This is a genomic window from Yersinia rochesterensis (assembly GCF_003600645.1).
In the GTDB taxonomy this organism is placed as follows: Bacteria; Pseudomonadota; Gammaproteobacteria; order Enterobacterales; family Enterobacteriaceae; genus Yersinia; species Yersinia rochesterensis.
This window is the reverse complement of sequence record NZ_CP032482.1, coordinates 544,040-558,989: the sequence shown is the minus strand read 5'-3', so window position 1 is coordinate 558,989 and position 14,950 is coordinate 544,040. Positions and strand designations below refer to the sequence as shown.

Sequence of the window (14,950 nt, the reverse complement as noted above, 5' to 3'; positions counted from 1 at the left end):
TTTATGGCGAGAAACAGCCTGATAACGTGATTTAGTTAGCATTTACTACATAAGATACATATGAATTTATATGCAAAATAAGCGTATAAGTTCGGATGTAACAAATAATTATAGATTAACAAATAAAATACAAAATCTATTAAGAAGCCGCACTCATTGCTGGCAATCGCATAATAATAAACCCGCCAATGTATCTGCCATGTTAAATATAATCTTACTGTATTGCATAACATCCAGTACAGTTTTGAATAAATACCGTTAAAAACGAATAAAAATAGTTATTTATTCATTTTTTAGTCAAAAGGCATTTAAAAATCGGATAAAAACGTGACCCAAATCACAGAACGAATGAGTGTTATGACTAGAATAGCCGCCATCAGTTCATTTTTTGAAAACCTTGTTTAAAACGGCAACCTTGTTTAAAACCAGAAATTTGTTTAAAAAACCAGAGACCTTACACAAATGGAAAATAACAACAAGAAAATGGCACATATAAGGCGAACAACGCATTTAATGATGCCCGCACACCGTAGTTATTTTAATTTTTCTTATTACCATTATAGATAATCTCCCTCCTGCGATGACATCCATTTTTATTGGATAGTCATTGTCTATGCTCAATTTTTAACAGCGACGAAAAGCGTGTTCTTACCTTGGCGTAATGTTAACTATTGTCTGCGTTATTCGAAAAGACGAACAATCGTAATATTTCCATGCCTAACAGATGGGTGCATTTTATGACTCAATCTCTATTAGTGCGATGTTTACGTCTTTCAGCAGAAACATAGCTATCTCGTAAAAAATTAATGTCACCTTTGTCATTGATGCTTCATGACATAAGGACAACTGCGCCTTAAATTCAGTCCTTTTTTATACCAAAGAAATGAATGATATAAAGGCAACGTGTGCGCAGACAAGCAAACTATTTATTAATGAATATTAATTCATTGATACGGATTGCTATACACAGAATTTATTAAACGACTAAATCCAACTTGAAAAAATGTTGGACGGGTTCATATACCCTAAATAAAAAAAGAGAGAAAAATAAATGAAAAAGTTAAATATCGCGGCAAGTACCTCAGCAATACCCTGCTTTGAAACTCAACGCGAAGTAGTAGATGTTTTACACACAGACTTTACTGATGTTGCTGCTGTGGTGCTTTCTGTTCAGGATATTAATAATGATGTCATTGAAAACATTCATTCATTAGGTCTGGATATTCCTATTTTTGCGGCGGTTTGTTGTGAAGAAGAACTAAATACTGATGTATTACCGTCTTTAAATGGGGTGTTTGAGCTGTGCGGTGACAATACTGATTTTTACGGTAAACAGCTGGAATCCGCCGCTGAAAAATATGAGAAAGAATTATTGCCGCCCTTCTTCAATACATTAAAAAAATATGTAGAAATGGGAAATTCCTCTTTTGCCTGCCCAGGACACCAAGGGGGCCAATTCTTCCGTAAACATCCCGCTGGCCGTCAATTCTTTGACTTCTACGGCGAAACTATTTTCCGTTCTGATATGTGTAATGCTGACGTCAAATTAGGTGATTTGCTTATTCATGAAGGCGCACCTTGTGATGCTCAAAAACATGCAGCAAAAGTATTTAATGCCGATAAAACTTATTTCGTACTGAACGGGACTTCTGCCTCGAATAAAGTGGCCACTAATGCTCTGTTAGCCCGTGGTGATCTGGTGCTATTTGACCGTAATAATCACAAATCCAACCACCATGGCGCACTGATTCAAGCTGGGGCAACACCGGTATATCTGGAGACTGCCCGTAACCCATTCGGCTTTATCGGCGGTATTGACGCCCACTGTTTCGAAGAAAAATACCTTCGTGAACAAATACATAGCATCGCTCCTGAGCGAGCCAATCAAGCTCGCCCATTCCGCCTGGCCATTATTCAATTGGGGACTTATGACGGCACCATTTATAATGCTCGTCAGGTCGTGGATAAAATTGGTCACCTTTGCGATTATATTCTGTTCGACTCCGCTTGGGTGGGCTACGAACAATTTATTCCGATGATGAAAGATTGTTCACCATTATTACTTGAACTGAATGAAAATGATCCGGGGATTATCGTTACGCAATCAGTACATAAACAACAGGCTGGTTTCTCACAAACTTCGCAAATTCATAAGAAAGATAAACATATTAAAGGTCAGGACCGTTATTGTAACCATAAGCGTTTTAATAATGCCTTTATGCTACACGCATCCACCAGCCCATTTTATCCATTATTCGCGGCATTAGATGTTAATGCCAAAATGCATAAAGGAAAAAGTGGCCAGCGCATGTGGTTAGATTGTGTTAAGACTGGTATTGAAGCCCGTAAAATGATTTTAAATACCTGTAAAATGATTAAGCCTTTTGTTCCGGTAGAGGTTGATGGTAAACCTTGGCAACAATATGACACCAATGCCATGGCACAAGATTTACGCTTCTTTAATTTTATTCCGGGCGAAAAATGGCATGCTTTTGAAGGCTACGAAGAATCACAATATTTTGTTGACCCATGCAAACTATTATTAACCACACCTGGGATTGATACCAATACTGGCGAATATACTGCATCGGGTATTCCAGCGACTATTCTAGCTAACTTCCTGCGTGAAAATGGCATCGTGCCAGAAAAATGTGACCTTAACTCCATCCTGTTCTTATTAACGCCAGCAGAAGACTTGGCAAAAATGCAACACTTGGTGGCGCAAATTGCTCGTTTTGAACGTTTTATTGAAGAAGATGCATTATTAAGTGAGGTATTACCAACTGTTTATCGTAATAACGAAACTCGTTATAAAGGATATACCATCGGAAAACTATGTCAGGAAATGCATGATCTTTATGTCAGCTATGATGTGAAACAACTGCAAAAAGAAATGTTCCGCAAACAATATTTCCCTAAAGTCGTGATGAATCCTCAGGATGCCAATATTGAATTCGTCCGTGGACATGCCGAATTAGTACCATTGTGCAAAGCAGAAGGTCGAATTGCCGCTGAAGGCGCACTTCCTTACCCACCGGGAGTATTGTGTGTTGTCCCTGGTGAAGTTTGGGGCGGCGCAGCTCAACGTTATTTCTTGGCACTTGAAGAAAGTATTAATTTATTGCCCGGTTTTGCACCTGAATTACAAGGTGTTTATTTACAAGTCGATGAAGACGGATGGAACCGTGCATACGGCTATATGATGAAAAATAAATAACTCAAACCTGCGGGGAATTATCCCCGCAGTCTCTGAAATTTTAAAAGAGATAATAAAAATGAGTAAAACAAATAATAAGATGGGAGTCGTCCAGCTGACTATTCTGACCGCCGTCAATATGATGGGGTCCGGCATAATTATGCTGCCAACCAAACTCGCCGAAGTTGGGACGATTTCTATCGTTTCGTGGTTAGTTACCGCAGTGGGTTCTATGGCACTGGCTTACGCCTTTGCTCAGTGCGGGATGTTCAGCCGCAAATCAGGGGGGATGGGCGGTTATGCAGAATACGCGTTCGGCAAATCCGGCAACTTTATGGCCAACTATACCTATGGTGCATCCCTGTTGATTGCCAATATCGCCATTGCGATATCAGCCGTCGGGTACGGGACAGAATTACTGGGTACCACTTTAACGCCACTCGGTATTTGTATCGCCACCATCGGCGTGTTGTGGTTGGCAACTGTGGCTAACTTCGGTGGCGCGCGCATTACCGGACAAATCAGCAGCGTCACTATCTGGGGGGTCATTATCCCGGTGGTAGGCATCTCTATTGTGGGCTGGTTCTGGTTTAGCGGCTCGGCCTATATGGCAGCATGGAATCCACATAACGTGCCGACCTTTGAAGCTATCGGCTCTTCTATCTCTATGACGTTATGGGCTTTTCTGGGATTGGAATCTGCCTGTGCCAACACCGATGCAGTAGAAAACCCTGAACGTAACGTTCCGATCGCGGTATTGGGCGGGACTTTAGGTGCAGCAGTTATCTACATTATTTCGACCAACGTCATCGCCGGTATTGTGCCGAATATGGATTTGGCGAACTCAACTGCGCCGTTTGGCCTGGCATTCGCTTATATGTTTACCCCAGCCGTGGGTAAAATCATCATGGCATTGATGATTATGTCTTGTATCGGTTCATTGCTCGGCTGGCAGTTCACCATTGCTCAGGTCTTTAAATCCTCTGCTGATGAAGGTTTCTTCCCGAAAATTTTCTCTAAAGTCAGCAAAGCTAATGCGCCAATCAAAGGGATGCTGACCATTGTTGTCATCCAGAGTGTCTTGTCGCTAATGACCATTAGCCCGTCATTGAATAAACAATTCAATGTGCTGGTCAATCTGGCGGTCGTGACCAATATCATCCCATACATTCTATCTATGGCAGCGCTGGTGATTATTCAGAAAACTGCCAATGTTCCACCAGCCAAAGCGCGCAAAGCCAATATCATTGCCTTTATTGGTGCAATGTACAGCTTCTATGCGCTTTACAGTTCTGGTCAGGAAGCCATGACGTGGGGCGCGATTGTGACGTTCCTTGGTTGGACACTGTACGGCTTGGTTTCACCGCGCTTTGAGTTTGCAGCAAAGACTAAATAAGCAACAGAATGGCTCATATCGAGCAAGATAGGGCCAATTTAAACTGATCAGGTGCCAGCAGATAAAAAAGTCAGGATGCAATAGGAAATTCCGGTAATAATGTTCCTAACCGCCACCCCGGACTGGAATAAGATTATGTCGGACAGCCTTTGGCATCTTTATTTGCTGCGCACCGCCAGCGGCATGCTGTATACCGGCATTACCACTGATGTGGCCAGAAGACTCACGCAACATCAAGCAGGAAAAGGCGCAAAAGCGCTGCGGGGCAAGGGGGAGTTAGCGCTGGTATTTCATTGTGAAGCAGGGGATCGTTCAACTGCCTTAAAACTAGAATATCGGGTGAAACAGCTTAGTAAGCAGCAAAAAGAAAAGCTGGTGATGAGCCAGCCTTCTTCATTGGTATCTCTGCTAGAGGTTAGAACCGATTAAACGGCGCAGAAAACACCACTTCGCCATCAGCGTCAGTCAGTGCATCGTCTGCCAACGCATACACCTGAAAGGCTTCTTCAGTATCAGGCCAACGGCAGGTTAATTGATGACGGGTGGCAGGAACAAAACCAAAACGCTGATAATAAGCTGGCTCACCTAATACCACGACAGCGGCATAGCCAAACTCATTCAGAGAGTCGAGACCTTCATATACCAGCTTCTCCGCCAGACCTTGCCGACGCAGGCCATCCTCCACTGCCAGCGGAGCCAGCGCAACCCATTGCCGGTCCTCACCGCCCACATCTACCGGGCTGAATGCGACATAACCAACCACACCGCCCTCATCATCCGTCGCCACAACACCCAGCGTCAGTAAGCCGTCCTCGCGCAGTTGTTGCACCAATTCCGCTTCATCATCTCGCTTGAATGCCTCGCGCAATAAGGTGTCAATCCCCGGCGCATCGACTGGAATTTCAACCCGGATCAGCATGATGCTAATGTACGGGAAGCACCCACCGCACCCTCTTGCTGACCTGCTTCAATAAATTCAGCCAATTGTTGCAGACCTACTCGCAGTAGCGTCGGCATGGATTCCAATTCAATGGCATCCATCAGATTTTTCACATACAGGCCCAATTCGGTATCCCCCTCAATTCGCAACCGGCGCTGAAAAAACAGTGTATCCGGATCTTCTTTACGGGCAGCGATCAAAATCAGATCGTTGGCATCACCACTAAAGCTAACATCTGCCTCAGCCTGTTGGCTGACCACCAGCCTACCGCTTTCTACCGTCATAAACCATTGCAATGCGAGATCGCGCACTTCAATTTTTAACCAGCGAGATTCTAAAAATTCCAAATCACCGTCCAGCAGTGCCTGACGGAATTGCCAACCCAACACCTGTTCTAGTACCTGGCGCTGTAAGGCAAATGGTGTCAATTTTAACGGACCCCGCAGCAGCGCAGGCCCTTGGCGCACAAGGCGCGCTCGTAGTTCTCCCAACACAGGCGGTGACTCCTCTAAATCCAGATAAATATGTTATATCGATAAATTTTGCACCAAGTTGTCTCTGAAAGTCTTGCTAAATATCAGGAGAATGGTGCCAATGCCAAAGAAACTGCCCTAAATCAAGGTCAGTTCACAGCAGGTTAACTAAAATCGCCCTTCGCTATATTCTAATATCATCTTCGGATAGGGAAAATTCTATGGAGCTGCTTTGTCCTGCCGGCAATTTACCCGCATTAAAGGCCGCAATTGATAATGGTGCTGACGCAGTTTATATCGGCTTGAAAGATGATACTAACGCCCGCCATTTTGCCGGACTGAATTTCACCGAGAAAAAGCTACAGGAAGCGGTCAATTACGTTCACAGCCGCAAGCGCAAATTACATATCGCTATTAATACTTTCGCCCACCCCGACGGCTATTCCCGTTGGCAGCGAGCGGTGGATATGGCGGCGCAACTGGGAGCCGATGCTCTGATTTTAGCGGATTTGGCCATGTTGGAATATGCCGCTGAACGCTACCCAGAGGTTGAGCGCCACGTGTCGGTGCAAGCATCTGCGACCAATGATGAAGCTATCCGTTTCTATCAACGCCATTTTGATGTGGCACGGGTCGTTTTACCGCGCGTGCTATCCATGCATCAGGTTAAGCAATTGTCCCGCACCAGCCCGGTGCCGCTGGAAGTCTTTGCCTTTGGTAGCTTGTGCATTATGGCCGAAGGCCGCTGTTATCTTTCATCCTATTTGACCGGTGAATCCCCCAATACCGTGGGTGCCTGTTCACCAGCGCGCTTTGTTCGCTGGCAGCAAACCCCGCAAGGGATGGAATCTCGCCTCAATGAGGTGCTGATCGACCGTTATGAAGATAACGAAAACGCCGGTTATCCGACCCTGTGTAAAGGGCGCTATCTGGTGGATGGCCAGCGCTATCATGCACTGGAAGAGCCGACCAGCCTGAATACCCTTGAACTGCTACCAGAATTATTTGCCGCCAATATTGCCTCAGTGAAAATTGAAGGGCGTCAGCGCAGCCCGGCTTATGTCAGCCAGGTCGCCAAAGTATGGCGGCAGGCAATTGACCGCTATCAGGCAAACCCTGCGCAATTTTCTGCTAAAGCAGAATGGATGGAACAACTGGGCGCAATGTCCGAAGGCACCCAAACCACCCTGGGCGCTTATCATCGTAAGTGGCAGTAGCCGGAGGAAATATGAAGTACGCCTTAGGCGCAGTGCTCTATTACTGGCCAAAAACCGATATTGAAGCTTTTTATCAGGCCGCAGTCAGCAGCAGCGCCGATATCATTTATCTTGGTGAGAATGTTTGCACCAAGCGCCGCGAAATGAAAGTGGGTGATTGGTTAGCTTTAGCCAAAGAAGTTGCCGCCAGCGGTAAGCAGGTGGTGATTTCCACTCTCGCCTTGTTGCAAGCGCCATCAGAGTTAAATGAACTAAAGCGCTATGTGGAAAACGGCGAATTCTTGCTGGAAGCGAATGATTTGGGTGCGGTGAATATGGCGGCCGAACGCGGTTTGCCGTTTGTGGCCGGTCATGCACTCAATTGCTACAACGCTTATACCCTGCGGATTTTACATCGCCAGGGGATGATGCGCTGGTGTATGCCAGTTGAGCTATCTCGCGATTGGCTGGCTAATGTGCTGCAACAGTGTGAAGAGCTGGGGTTCCGCAATCAGTTTGAAGTCGAAGTGTTGAGCTACGGCCATCTGCCATTGGCTTATTCTGCCCGCTGTTTTACTGCGCGTTCAGAAAATCTAGCTAAAGACCAATGTGAAACTTGCTGCATTAAGTACCCACAAGGGCGGCCAGTGCGGTCACAAGAAGAGCAGCAGGTGTTTATTCTCAATGGCATTCAAACTCAGAGTGGCTACTGCTATAACCTCGGTAATGATTTGATTTCCATGCAAGGTTTGGTGGATATCGTCCGTCTTTCGCCACAAGGTATTGATACACTGAATGTTATCGACCAGTTCCGCGCCAACGAGCAAGGTTTAGTTCCCCTGACCTTGGCCAATAAAGCCGATTGTAACGGCTACTGGCGGCGATTAGCCGGGCTAGAATTGGTGTCCTAATAGATTAGGCGGGGGGCCACGGCTCCCCATTTATTCACATTGATTATTCACGCAGACAATCTGTCCCCTTTCAGGCCGCATTTATTCCCCTCCCGAAAGACACTATTTCGATTATGCTCTTATTCATGCATGGCTGTTATGGCTGTGATTTATTCACATGGTGAATATAGTAATCCGTAGTTATCTCTTTAAAATCAATGCGGTTATCAATAAACGCGCTCGCCCTTCAAGCGACTCGACTAAGGTTAAGATGGACGATTCTATGAATAATAACAACGTTTCTATGGCAGATAGCTCGCCAGTACCGCTTTCGGTTCTCGATTTATCACCAATAGCACTGGGTAAGACCCCACGAGATGCATTTCATGCCTCGCTGGATTTAGCTCAACATACTGAAAAGTGGGGATATCACCGCTATTGGCTGGCTGAACATCATAATATGACTGGCATTGCCAGCGCCGCGACCTCCGTGCTGATTGGCTATATTGCCGGTGGCACCAGCACCATCCGCGTCGGTTCTGGCGGTGTTATGCTGCCAAACCATTCGCCACTGGTGATTGCTGAGCAGTTTGGTACCCTTGCCTCGCTGTATCCTGACCGCATCGATCTCGGCCTTGGCCGGGCCCCCGGCAGTGATCAGCGCACTATGATGGCGCTACGCCGCCATCTCTCTGGTGAGGTGGATAATTTCCCGTCCGATGTACGCGAACTGCAAAACTACTTTGCCGATGCGCAACCAGGGCAAGCGGTACAAGCCGTCCCCGGCCAGGGTTTGCATGTCCCGCTGTGGCTGCTGGGTTCTAGCCTGTATAGTGCGCAATTGGCCGCCGCCATGGGCCTGCCCTTTGCTTTCGCCTCGCATTTTGCACCAGACATGCTATTCCAGGCGCTCAAACTGTATCGGGAGAATTTCAAACCCTCCACTCAGTGGCCAAAACCTTATGCGATTGTGTGTGTGAATGTCGTCGCCGCAGATACTGAGCGTGATGCCCGTTTTCTGTTTACCTCGATGCAGCAACAGTTTGTCAATCTGCGCCGTGGCACACCGGGCCAGTTGCCGCCGCCTATCGACGATATGGAAAAAATCTGCTCGCCAGCCGAACAGTTTGGTGTCGACCAAGCGCTGCGCCTGTCTATCATTGGCGATAAAAGTAAAGTCCGGCACGGGCTTCAGTCACTATTGCGGGAAACTCAGGCCGATGAATTGATGGTCAATGGCCAGATTTTTGATCACCAGGCACGATTGTATTCATTTGAGATAGTGGCCGGTTTGCAGCAAGACTTGCAACCCGCCGAGCGCCTGTAATTCACTCACAGGTTGAACATTGCAGACATAAAAAAACCAGCCCGAGGGCTGGTTTTTTTTAATCATCAAAGATGACTAAGACTTATGCATCACCGAAACGACGGCGAGCGGGTGCGGCTGGCGCTGCGGCATCATCGCGACGTGGTGCTGGTGCAGCTGAGCGCTGACCATCACGATTGCCACGACGTTGTTCGCCACCACCAGCTGGAGCACGGTCGCTGCCGAATGAACGACGAGGAGGAGCACCTGCGCCTTCACGACGTTCGCCACCGGCTGAACGGCCAGCACCACCACGGCGCTCACCACCACCGTTACCACCCGCTGGGCGCTCACGGCGCTCATGCGGCTGTGCATCACCCAACAGCTGCATGTTCAGCGGCTTGTTCAGGATACGGGTACGGGTGAAGTGAGATAACATTTCGCCCGGCATGCCTTTTGGCAGCTCGATAGTTGAATGCGAAGCAAACAGCTTGATGTTGCCGATATAACGGCTGCTGATATCACCTTCGTTAGCGATAGCGCCAACGATATGACGAACTTCAACACCATCATCACGACCCACTTCAATGCGGTACAGTTCCATCTCGCCAACATCACGACGTTCGCGACGTGCTGGACGCTCGCCACCTTCACGGTTGTCAGAGCGAGGTTCACGACGGCTGTCATTACGATCACGGCCGCGATCACTACCACGGTCATCGCGAGAATTGAATTCACGCTGTGGACGACGCGGAGCTTCCGGTGGCAGGATCAAAGGACGTTCGCCCTGTGCCATTTTCAACAGTGCGGCAGCCAGAGTTTCGAGATCAAACTCTTCTTCTGGTTGCAGCTTCGCCAACAACGCGCGGTACATATCCAAATCACTGCTTTCCAGCTGTTGGCCCACTTTCGCTGCGAATTTAGCTAAGCGGCGCTCGCCCAACAATTCTGCATTTGGCAACTGAACTTCAGGGATAGTCAGCTTCATGGTACGTTCAACGTTCTGTAACAGACGACGTTCACGGTTCTCTACGAACAGTAATGCGCGGCCTGCACGACCCGCACGACCAGTACGGCCGATACGGTGAACATAAGACTCTGAATCCATAGGGATATCATAGTTTACAACCAAGCTGATACGTTCAACATCCAGCCCACGAGCAGCAACATCAGTCGCAATCAGGATATCCAGACGGCCATCTTTCAGGCGATCCAGTGTCTGCTCACGCAGCGCCTGGTTCATGTCGCCGTTCAATGCAGCGCTGTTGTAACCACTACGTTCCAGAGCTTCTGCAACTTCCAGCGTCGCATTTTTAGTACGCACGAAGATGATGGCTGCATCGAAATCTTCAGATTCCAAGAAACGAACCAATGCTTCTTTCTTGTTATAACCACCACCAACTCTCCAGAAACTCTGGCTAATGTCAGGGCGGGTCGTCACGCTAGACTGAATGCGGACTTCCTGTGGCTCTTTCATAAAGCGACGGGTGATACGACGAATCGCTTCTGGCATGGTAGCAGAGAACAGTGCAGTCTGATGTTCTGCTGGGATCTGCGCCATGATAGTTTCGACGTCTTCGATAAAGCCCATACGCAGCATTTCATCTGCTTCATCCAACACTAAACCGCTCAGGTTAGATAGGTTAAGAGTACCGCGTTTCAGGTGGTCTAACAGACGACCTGGGGTGCCGACAACAACTTGTGGCCCTTGGCGCAAAGCGCGTAATTGAACGTCATAACGCTGACCGCCGTACAGGGCCACCACGTTAACGCCGTTCATGTGTTTTGAAAAATCGGTCAGTGCCTGTGCAACCTGAATAGCCAACTCACGGGTCGGTGCTAACACCAGTACCTGTGGCGCTTTCAATGTTGGGTCAATGTTGTGCAACAGCGGCAGACCAAATGCGGCTGTTTTACCACTACCGGTTTGTGCCATGCCGAGAACATCACGGCCGTTCAACAGGTGTGGAATACATTCCAACTGAATAGGAGATGGTTTTTCATAACCAAGATCAGTCAGAGCGGAAAGAATTGGAGCGGACAGCCCCAGATCAGCAAAAGAGGTTTCAAGCTCAGTAGTCATGTACACGTGCCTCATTAATAATGGCAGCCAGTCTACATAACTCGTCGAGAAAATTTTCAGTCATTTTCATTGAAAAGTGTGAACCGGCTCAAATTAGATTATAAAACGAACAAAAAGGCCATCACCTGTTAGGGTGATTAACGTTGGTAAAAACCAAGGTATATCAGGCTAATAATTGTTCGTCAGCTATTGCTGGTCCGATTCCGATAGGTCGTCTTGTTCTTGGCCCAAAAGCGCCAATTCCAACAATGCATAGCGGTGCTCAACAAAGTTATGAACGTTGTTAGCTACCGTCAGTTTGAACAGCGCCGAAGCAGTGTTCTTGTCCCCCAGACTTAGGTAATGTTTACCTAAATAGAAGTCAGTTTCACTGAGATGCTCAGCGAGCGAAGTGTTATCCATTGCATCTGCCTTGAGCCGTTCCATCAGCGTTTTTTCGCTGATTGTGCCCAAGTAGAATTCGACAATATTCCATCCCCATTGCCCTCTGTCCGATTTTTCATAGCGCTGTTGTAGCGCTACTGCAGCTGTCTTAGGATCGATTTCTCTTTCCACCAGATACAGCCATAACGAACGGAAGGGATCATTTGGATCGTCTTGATAAAACGCCTGCAGATCATCCTGCGCCAACGGGAGTCGACCGCCATAATACAGAGCGATACCCCGGTTTAAACGCGCGTAATTGTAAGTTGGATCAAGCTCTAGTACAGAATCAAACGCTTCATAGGCAGCATCAAAATTGCCTGCCTGCGTTAAATAAATGCCCAGATAGTTAAAAACTTCTGGCATATCAGGACGAATAGCTAACGCTTGCGAAAAATCATTTCGCGCTAGTGCCCGTAGCCCGAGGCTATCATACAGCACTCCGCGCTCATATAAAAGCTGCGCGCGCTCATCATCCGTAAGTGCCCGACTTGCAAGGATTTGTTCCATGCGCGCCAGAATCACTTCCTGCTGCAACGTAGGTTGCAACGGAATTGCCAACACCTCGTCTTTACGCCAATCATGGTTGCTGCATCCTGCCAGCATCAGTGCTGTCACAACGTAACACCAGCGCAAGAAAGGCTTCATTTCCTACTCCCGAAGACAAACATTGGATAAATATCCTTTCATCCATTTGTTTAATACAAGAGCATCCTGCCCTCGAGATAACACAGCCCCTCACTCATCAGCAAGGAGCTGTGGAATACTAATTACTCAGCTGCCGGAGTTTCTACAGCAGGAGTGGCAGTTTCTAAAGCTTCTTTGATACTCAGGCGAATACGTCCCTGACGATCAACTTCTATTACTTTCACTGGAACTTCCTGGCCCATTTGCAGATGGTCAGTCACTTTATCAACACGCTTGTCAGCGATTTGAGAAATGTGAACCAGACCTTCTTTACCGCCACCAATGGCCACAAATGCACCGAAGTCAACAATACGGGTCACACTACCATTATAGATACGACCTACTTCGATTTCGGCAGTAATCTCTCCGATACGGCGGATAGCATGCTGTGCTTTTTCGCTGTCGGTTGCCGCAATCTTAATGGTGCCATCATCGCCGATCTCAATGGTAGTACCGGTTTCATCAGTCAACGCACGGATCACTGAACCACCTTTACCGATCACATCCTTGATTTTCTCAGGATTGATTTTTATGGTGTAGATGCGTGGCGCGAACTCAGAGATATCGCCACGCGGTGTGCTGATAGCCTGTTCCATAACACCCAGAATGTGCAGACGCGCACCCTTAGCTTGGTTCAGAGCCACCTGCATGATTTCGCGGGTGATACCTTCGATTTTAATATCCATTTGCAATGCGGTGATACCGTCACGGCTACCGGCTACTTTAAAGTCCATGTCGCCCAAGTGATCTTCGTCACCCAGAATGTCAGACAGCACCACAAAGTTTTCGTCTTCTTTAACCAAGCCCATTGCGATACCGGCAACAGCGGCTTTAATCGGCACACCTGCATCCATCAAGGCCAGAGAAGCACCACAAACAGAAGCCATTGAGGAAGAACCGTTAGACTCGGTGATTTCAGAAACCACACGAATCGTGTAAGGGAATTCACTCGGGCTTGGCATTACTGCCAACACACCACGTTTTGCCAGACGGCCATGGCCAATCTCACGACGTTTCGGTGAGCCAACCATACCGGTTTCACCAACACAATATGGAGGGAAATTATAGTGTAGCAGGAATGAGTCAGTACGCTCACCCATCAGCTCATCAATATTTTGTGCATCACGTGCAGTACCCAATGTTGCAGTAACCAGTGCCTGAGTTTCGCCACGGGTGAACAACGCAGAACCATGAGTACGTGGCAATACGCCGGTACGCACATCCAGACCACGGATCATATCTTTTTCGCGGCCATCAATACGCGGCTCGCCAGCTAATACACGGCTACGCACGACGTTTTTCTCAACACTGCCCAGGATATCCTGAATTTCAGCAGCATCTAAAGTATCGTCTTGCGCTAACAGCGCTTCAGTCACGTCAGCTTTGATAGCATCAACTTGTGTGTAACGCTCTTGTTTCTCGGTGATACGGTATGCGTCACCCAGACGAGCAGCAGCCAACTCAGCAACACGCGCGTGCAGCGCTTCATTCACTGGTTCTGCATGCCAATCCCACTTCGGTTTGCCCGCTTCAGCAACCAGAGCGTTGATATTTTCAATCACAACTTGTTGTTGTTCGTGACCGAAGACAACCGCGCCTAACATTTGATCTTCAGACAGAATTTGAGCTTCTGATTCAACCATCAATACTGCAGCAGCAGTACCGGCAACAACCAAGTCCAGACGGCTTTCTTTCAGCTCGTCAGTGGTTGGGTTCAGCACGTACTGGTCGTTGATAAAGCCAACGCGCGCAGCACCGATTGGGCCGTTGAATGGAATACCTGACAGGCTTAGCGCAGCTGATGCACCAATCAATGCCACGATATCTGGGTTAATTTGTGGGTTAACCGAAACAACAGTCGCAATAACCTGAACTTCATTCAGGAAGCTGTCTGGGAACAGTGGGCGAATCGGACGGTCAATCAGACGTGAAGTCAGTGTTTCGCCTTCACTTGGGCGGCCTTCACGACGGAAGAAGCTGCCTGGGATACGACCAGCAGCGTAAGTACGCTCCTGATAGTTAACTGTCAGAGGGAAGAAGCTCTGGCCTGGTTTGGCTTTCTTTTGGCCAACAACAGTGACGAATACTGCTGTGTCATCCATGCTTACCATTACAGCAGCAGTTGCCTGACGAGCCATCATGCCAGTTTCGATGGTGACGGTATGTTGGCCGTACTGGAATTTACGAATAATCGGAGTCAGCAAAATAGTATCCTTATACTATGCGGTGCCGGATCGTATTGACGATCTCATCCACCTGTTACTAATACCTTCACACTGCATCCTCGCGACTAATGACAACCCTTAACTCCCATTGAGTTAAAGTCTCTCATTAGCCGCGCGAACCTCTGCACCGGAAGA

Annotated in this window: 13 protein-coding genes; 7 read left to right on the top strand and 6 right to left on the bottom strand. The window is 47.6% G+C overall.

The window, feature by feature from the left end:
* Positions 1 to 462 precede the first annotated feature (462 nt).
* The 4 genes from speFL (at position 463) to DXZ79_RS02695 (ending at position 5,021) form a co-directional block, all read left to right on the top strand.
* Positions 463 to 567: a leader peptide SpeFL gene (speFL, locus tag DXZ79_RS21165; protein WP_105877053.1), complete on the top strand. Its 105-nt coding sequence runs from the start codon at positions 463 to 465 to the stop codon at positions 565 to 567.
* A 484-nt stretch (positions 568 to 1,051) separates the two neighbouring features.
* Positions 1,052 to 3,217 carry an ornithine decarboxylase SpeF gene (gene speF / locus DXZ79_RS02705; protein WP_038636767.1) on the top strand — a complete coding sequence of 722 codons (2,166 nt, stop codon included), beginning with the start codon at positions 1,052 to 1,054 and terminating at the stop codon, positions 3,215 to 3,217.
* Positions 3,218 to 3,275: 58 nt separating this feature from the next.
* The gene (gene potE / locus DXZ79_RS02700) at positions 3,276 to 4,592 is read left to right on the top strand and encodes a putrescine-ornithine antiporter (protein WP_050291551.1); all 1,317 of its coding nucleotides are present in this window, start codon (positions 3,276 to 3,278) and stop codon (positions 4,590 to 4,592) included.
* A 135-nt stretch (positions 4,593 to 4,727) separates the two neighbouring features.
* Positions 4,728 to 5,021 (top strand): GIY-YIG nuclease family protein, encoded by a 294-nt coding sequence (locus DXZ79_RS02695; protein WP_038639871.1) that lies wholly within the window; start codon positions 4,728 to 4,730, stop codon positions 5,019 to 5,021.
* On the opposite strand, the gene DXZ79_RS02690 is transcribed toward DXZ79_RS02695, so the two are convergent.
* Together DXZ79_RS02690 and ubiT are read right to left on the bottom strand one after the other, a co-directional pair.
* Entirely contained in the window at positions 5,008 to 5,511 is a 504-nt protein-coding gene (locus DXZ79_RS02690; protein ID WP_038636774.1) for a GNAT family N-acetyltransferase, read from the bottom strand. The two genes, DXZ79_RS02695 and DXZ79_RS02690, sit on opposite strands and share 14 nt — an antisense overlap.
* Positions 5,505 to 6,026, bottom strand: coding sequence for a ubiquinone anaerobic biosynthesis accessory factor UbiT (gene ubiT, locus DXZ79_RS02685; protein WP_038636777.1), 522 nt, complete (start codon positions 6,024 to 6,026; stop codon positions 5,505 to 5,507). Before ubiT ends, DXZ79_RS02690 begins: the two co-directional genes overlap by 7 nt.
* A 200-nt stretch (positions 6,027 to 6,226) precedes the next feature.
* Here ubiT and ubiU point away from each other — a divergent pair, with 200 nt between their 5' ends.
* From ubiU to DXZ79_RS02670, 3 genes are all read left to right on the top strand, one after another.
* On the top strand, positions 6,227 to 7,222 hold the full coding sequence (ubiU, locus tag DXZ79_RS02680; protein ID WP_038636779.1) for a ubiquinone anaerobic biosynthesis protein UbiU: 996 nt from the start codon (positions 6,227 to 6,229) through the stop codon (positions 7,220 to 7,222).
* A gap of 11 nt (positions 7,223 to 7,233) precedes the next feature.
* Complete coding sequence (locus tag DXZ79_RS02675) at positions 7,234 to 8,112, top strand: U32 family peptidase (protein WP_038636782.1); 879 nt, start codon at positions 7,234 to 7,236, stop codon at positions 8,110 to 8,112.
* A 283-nt stretch (positions 8,113 to 8,395) separates the two neighbouring features.
* Positions 8,396 to 9,418, top strand: coding sequence for a luciferase-like monooxygenase (locus DXZ79_RS02670; protein ID WP_120011602.1), 1,023 nt, complete (start codon positions 8,396 to 8,398; stop codon positions 9,416 to 9,418).
* 82 nt (positions 9,419 to 9,500) lie between these two features.
* Here the strand turns inward: DXZ79_RS02670 and DXZ79_RS02665 are convergent, their stop codons facing one another.
* The 4 genes from DXZ79_RS02665 to pnp form a co-directional block, all read right to left on the bottom strand.
* Positions 9,501 to 11,480, bottom strand: coding sequence for a DEAD/DEAH family ATP-dependent RNA helicase (locus tag DXZ79_RS02665; RefSeq protein ID WP_050291550.1), 1,980 nt, complete (start codon positions 11,478 to 11,480; stop codon positions 9,501 to 9,503).
* A complete protein-coding gene (yrbN, locus tag DXZ79_RS21275) occupies positions 11,470 to 11,544 on the bottom strand; it encodes a protein YrbN (RefSeq protein WP_223499600.1) in 75 nt (24 codons plus the stop codon). Before yrbN ends, DXZ79_RS02665 begins: the two co-directional genes overlap by 11 nt.
* Before the next feature lie 122 nt (positions 11,545 to 11,666).
* Positions 11,667 to 12,551, bottom strand: a complete 885-nt coding sequence (nlpI, locus tag DXZ79_RS02655) for a lipoprotein NlpI (RefSeq protein ID WP_032819273.1) — start codon at positions 12,549 to 12,551, stop codon at positions 11,667 to 11,669.
* A 122-nt stretch (positions 12,552 to 12,673) separates the two neighbouring features.
* Positions 12,674 to 14,794 (bottom strand): polyribonucleotide nucleotidyltransferase, encoded by a 2,121-nt coding sequence (pnp, locus tag DXZ79_RS02650; protein ID WP_038636789.1) that lies wholly within the window; start codon positions 14,792 to 14,794, stop codon positions 12,674 to 12,676.
* Positions 14,795 to 14,950: the final 156 nt, after the last annotated feature.

Bases quoted from the DNA above. Each gene is read 5' to 3' on its own strand.
- DXZ79_RS02670 (WP_120011602.1), top strand. From the start codon at position 8,396: ATGGCAGATAGCTCGCCAGTACCGCTTTCGGTTCTCGATTTATCACCA.
- potE (WP_050291551.1), top strand. From the start codon at position 3,276: ATGAGTAAAACAAATAATAAGATGGGAGTCGTCCAGCTGACTATTCTG.
- DXZ79_RS02665 (WP_050291550.1), bottom strand. From the start codon at position 11,480: ATGACTACTGAGCTTGAAACCTCTTTTGCTGATCTGGGGCTGTCCGCT.
- DXZ79_RS02695 (WP_038639871.1), top strand. From the start codon at position 4,728: ATGTCGGACAGCCTTTGGCATCTTTATTTGCTGCGCACCGCCAGCGGC.
- DXZ79_RS02675 (WP_038636782.1), top strand. From the start codon at position 7,234: ATGAAGTACGCCTTAGGCGCAGTGCTCTATTACTGGCCAAAAACCGAT.
- ubiU (WP_038636779.1), top strand. From the start codon at position 6,227: ATGGAGCTGCTTTGTCCTGCCGGCAATTTACCCGCATTAAAGGCCGCA.
- DXZ79_RS02690 (WP_038636774.1), bottom strand. From the start codon at position 5,511: ATGCTGATCCGGGTTGAAATTCCAGTCGATGCGCCGGGGATTGACACC.
- speFL (WP_105877053.1), top strand. From the start codon at position 463: ATGGAAAATAACAACAAGAAAATGGCACATATAAGGCGAACAACGCAT.
- nlpI (WP_032819273.1), bottom strand. From the start codon at position 12,551: ATGAAGCCTTTCTTGCGCTGGTGTTACGTTGTGACAGCACTGATGCTG.
- speF (WP_038636767.1), top strand. From the start codon at position 1,052: ATGAAAAAGTTAAATATCGCGGCAAGTACCTCAGCAATACCCTGCTTT.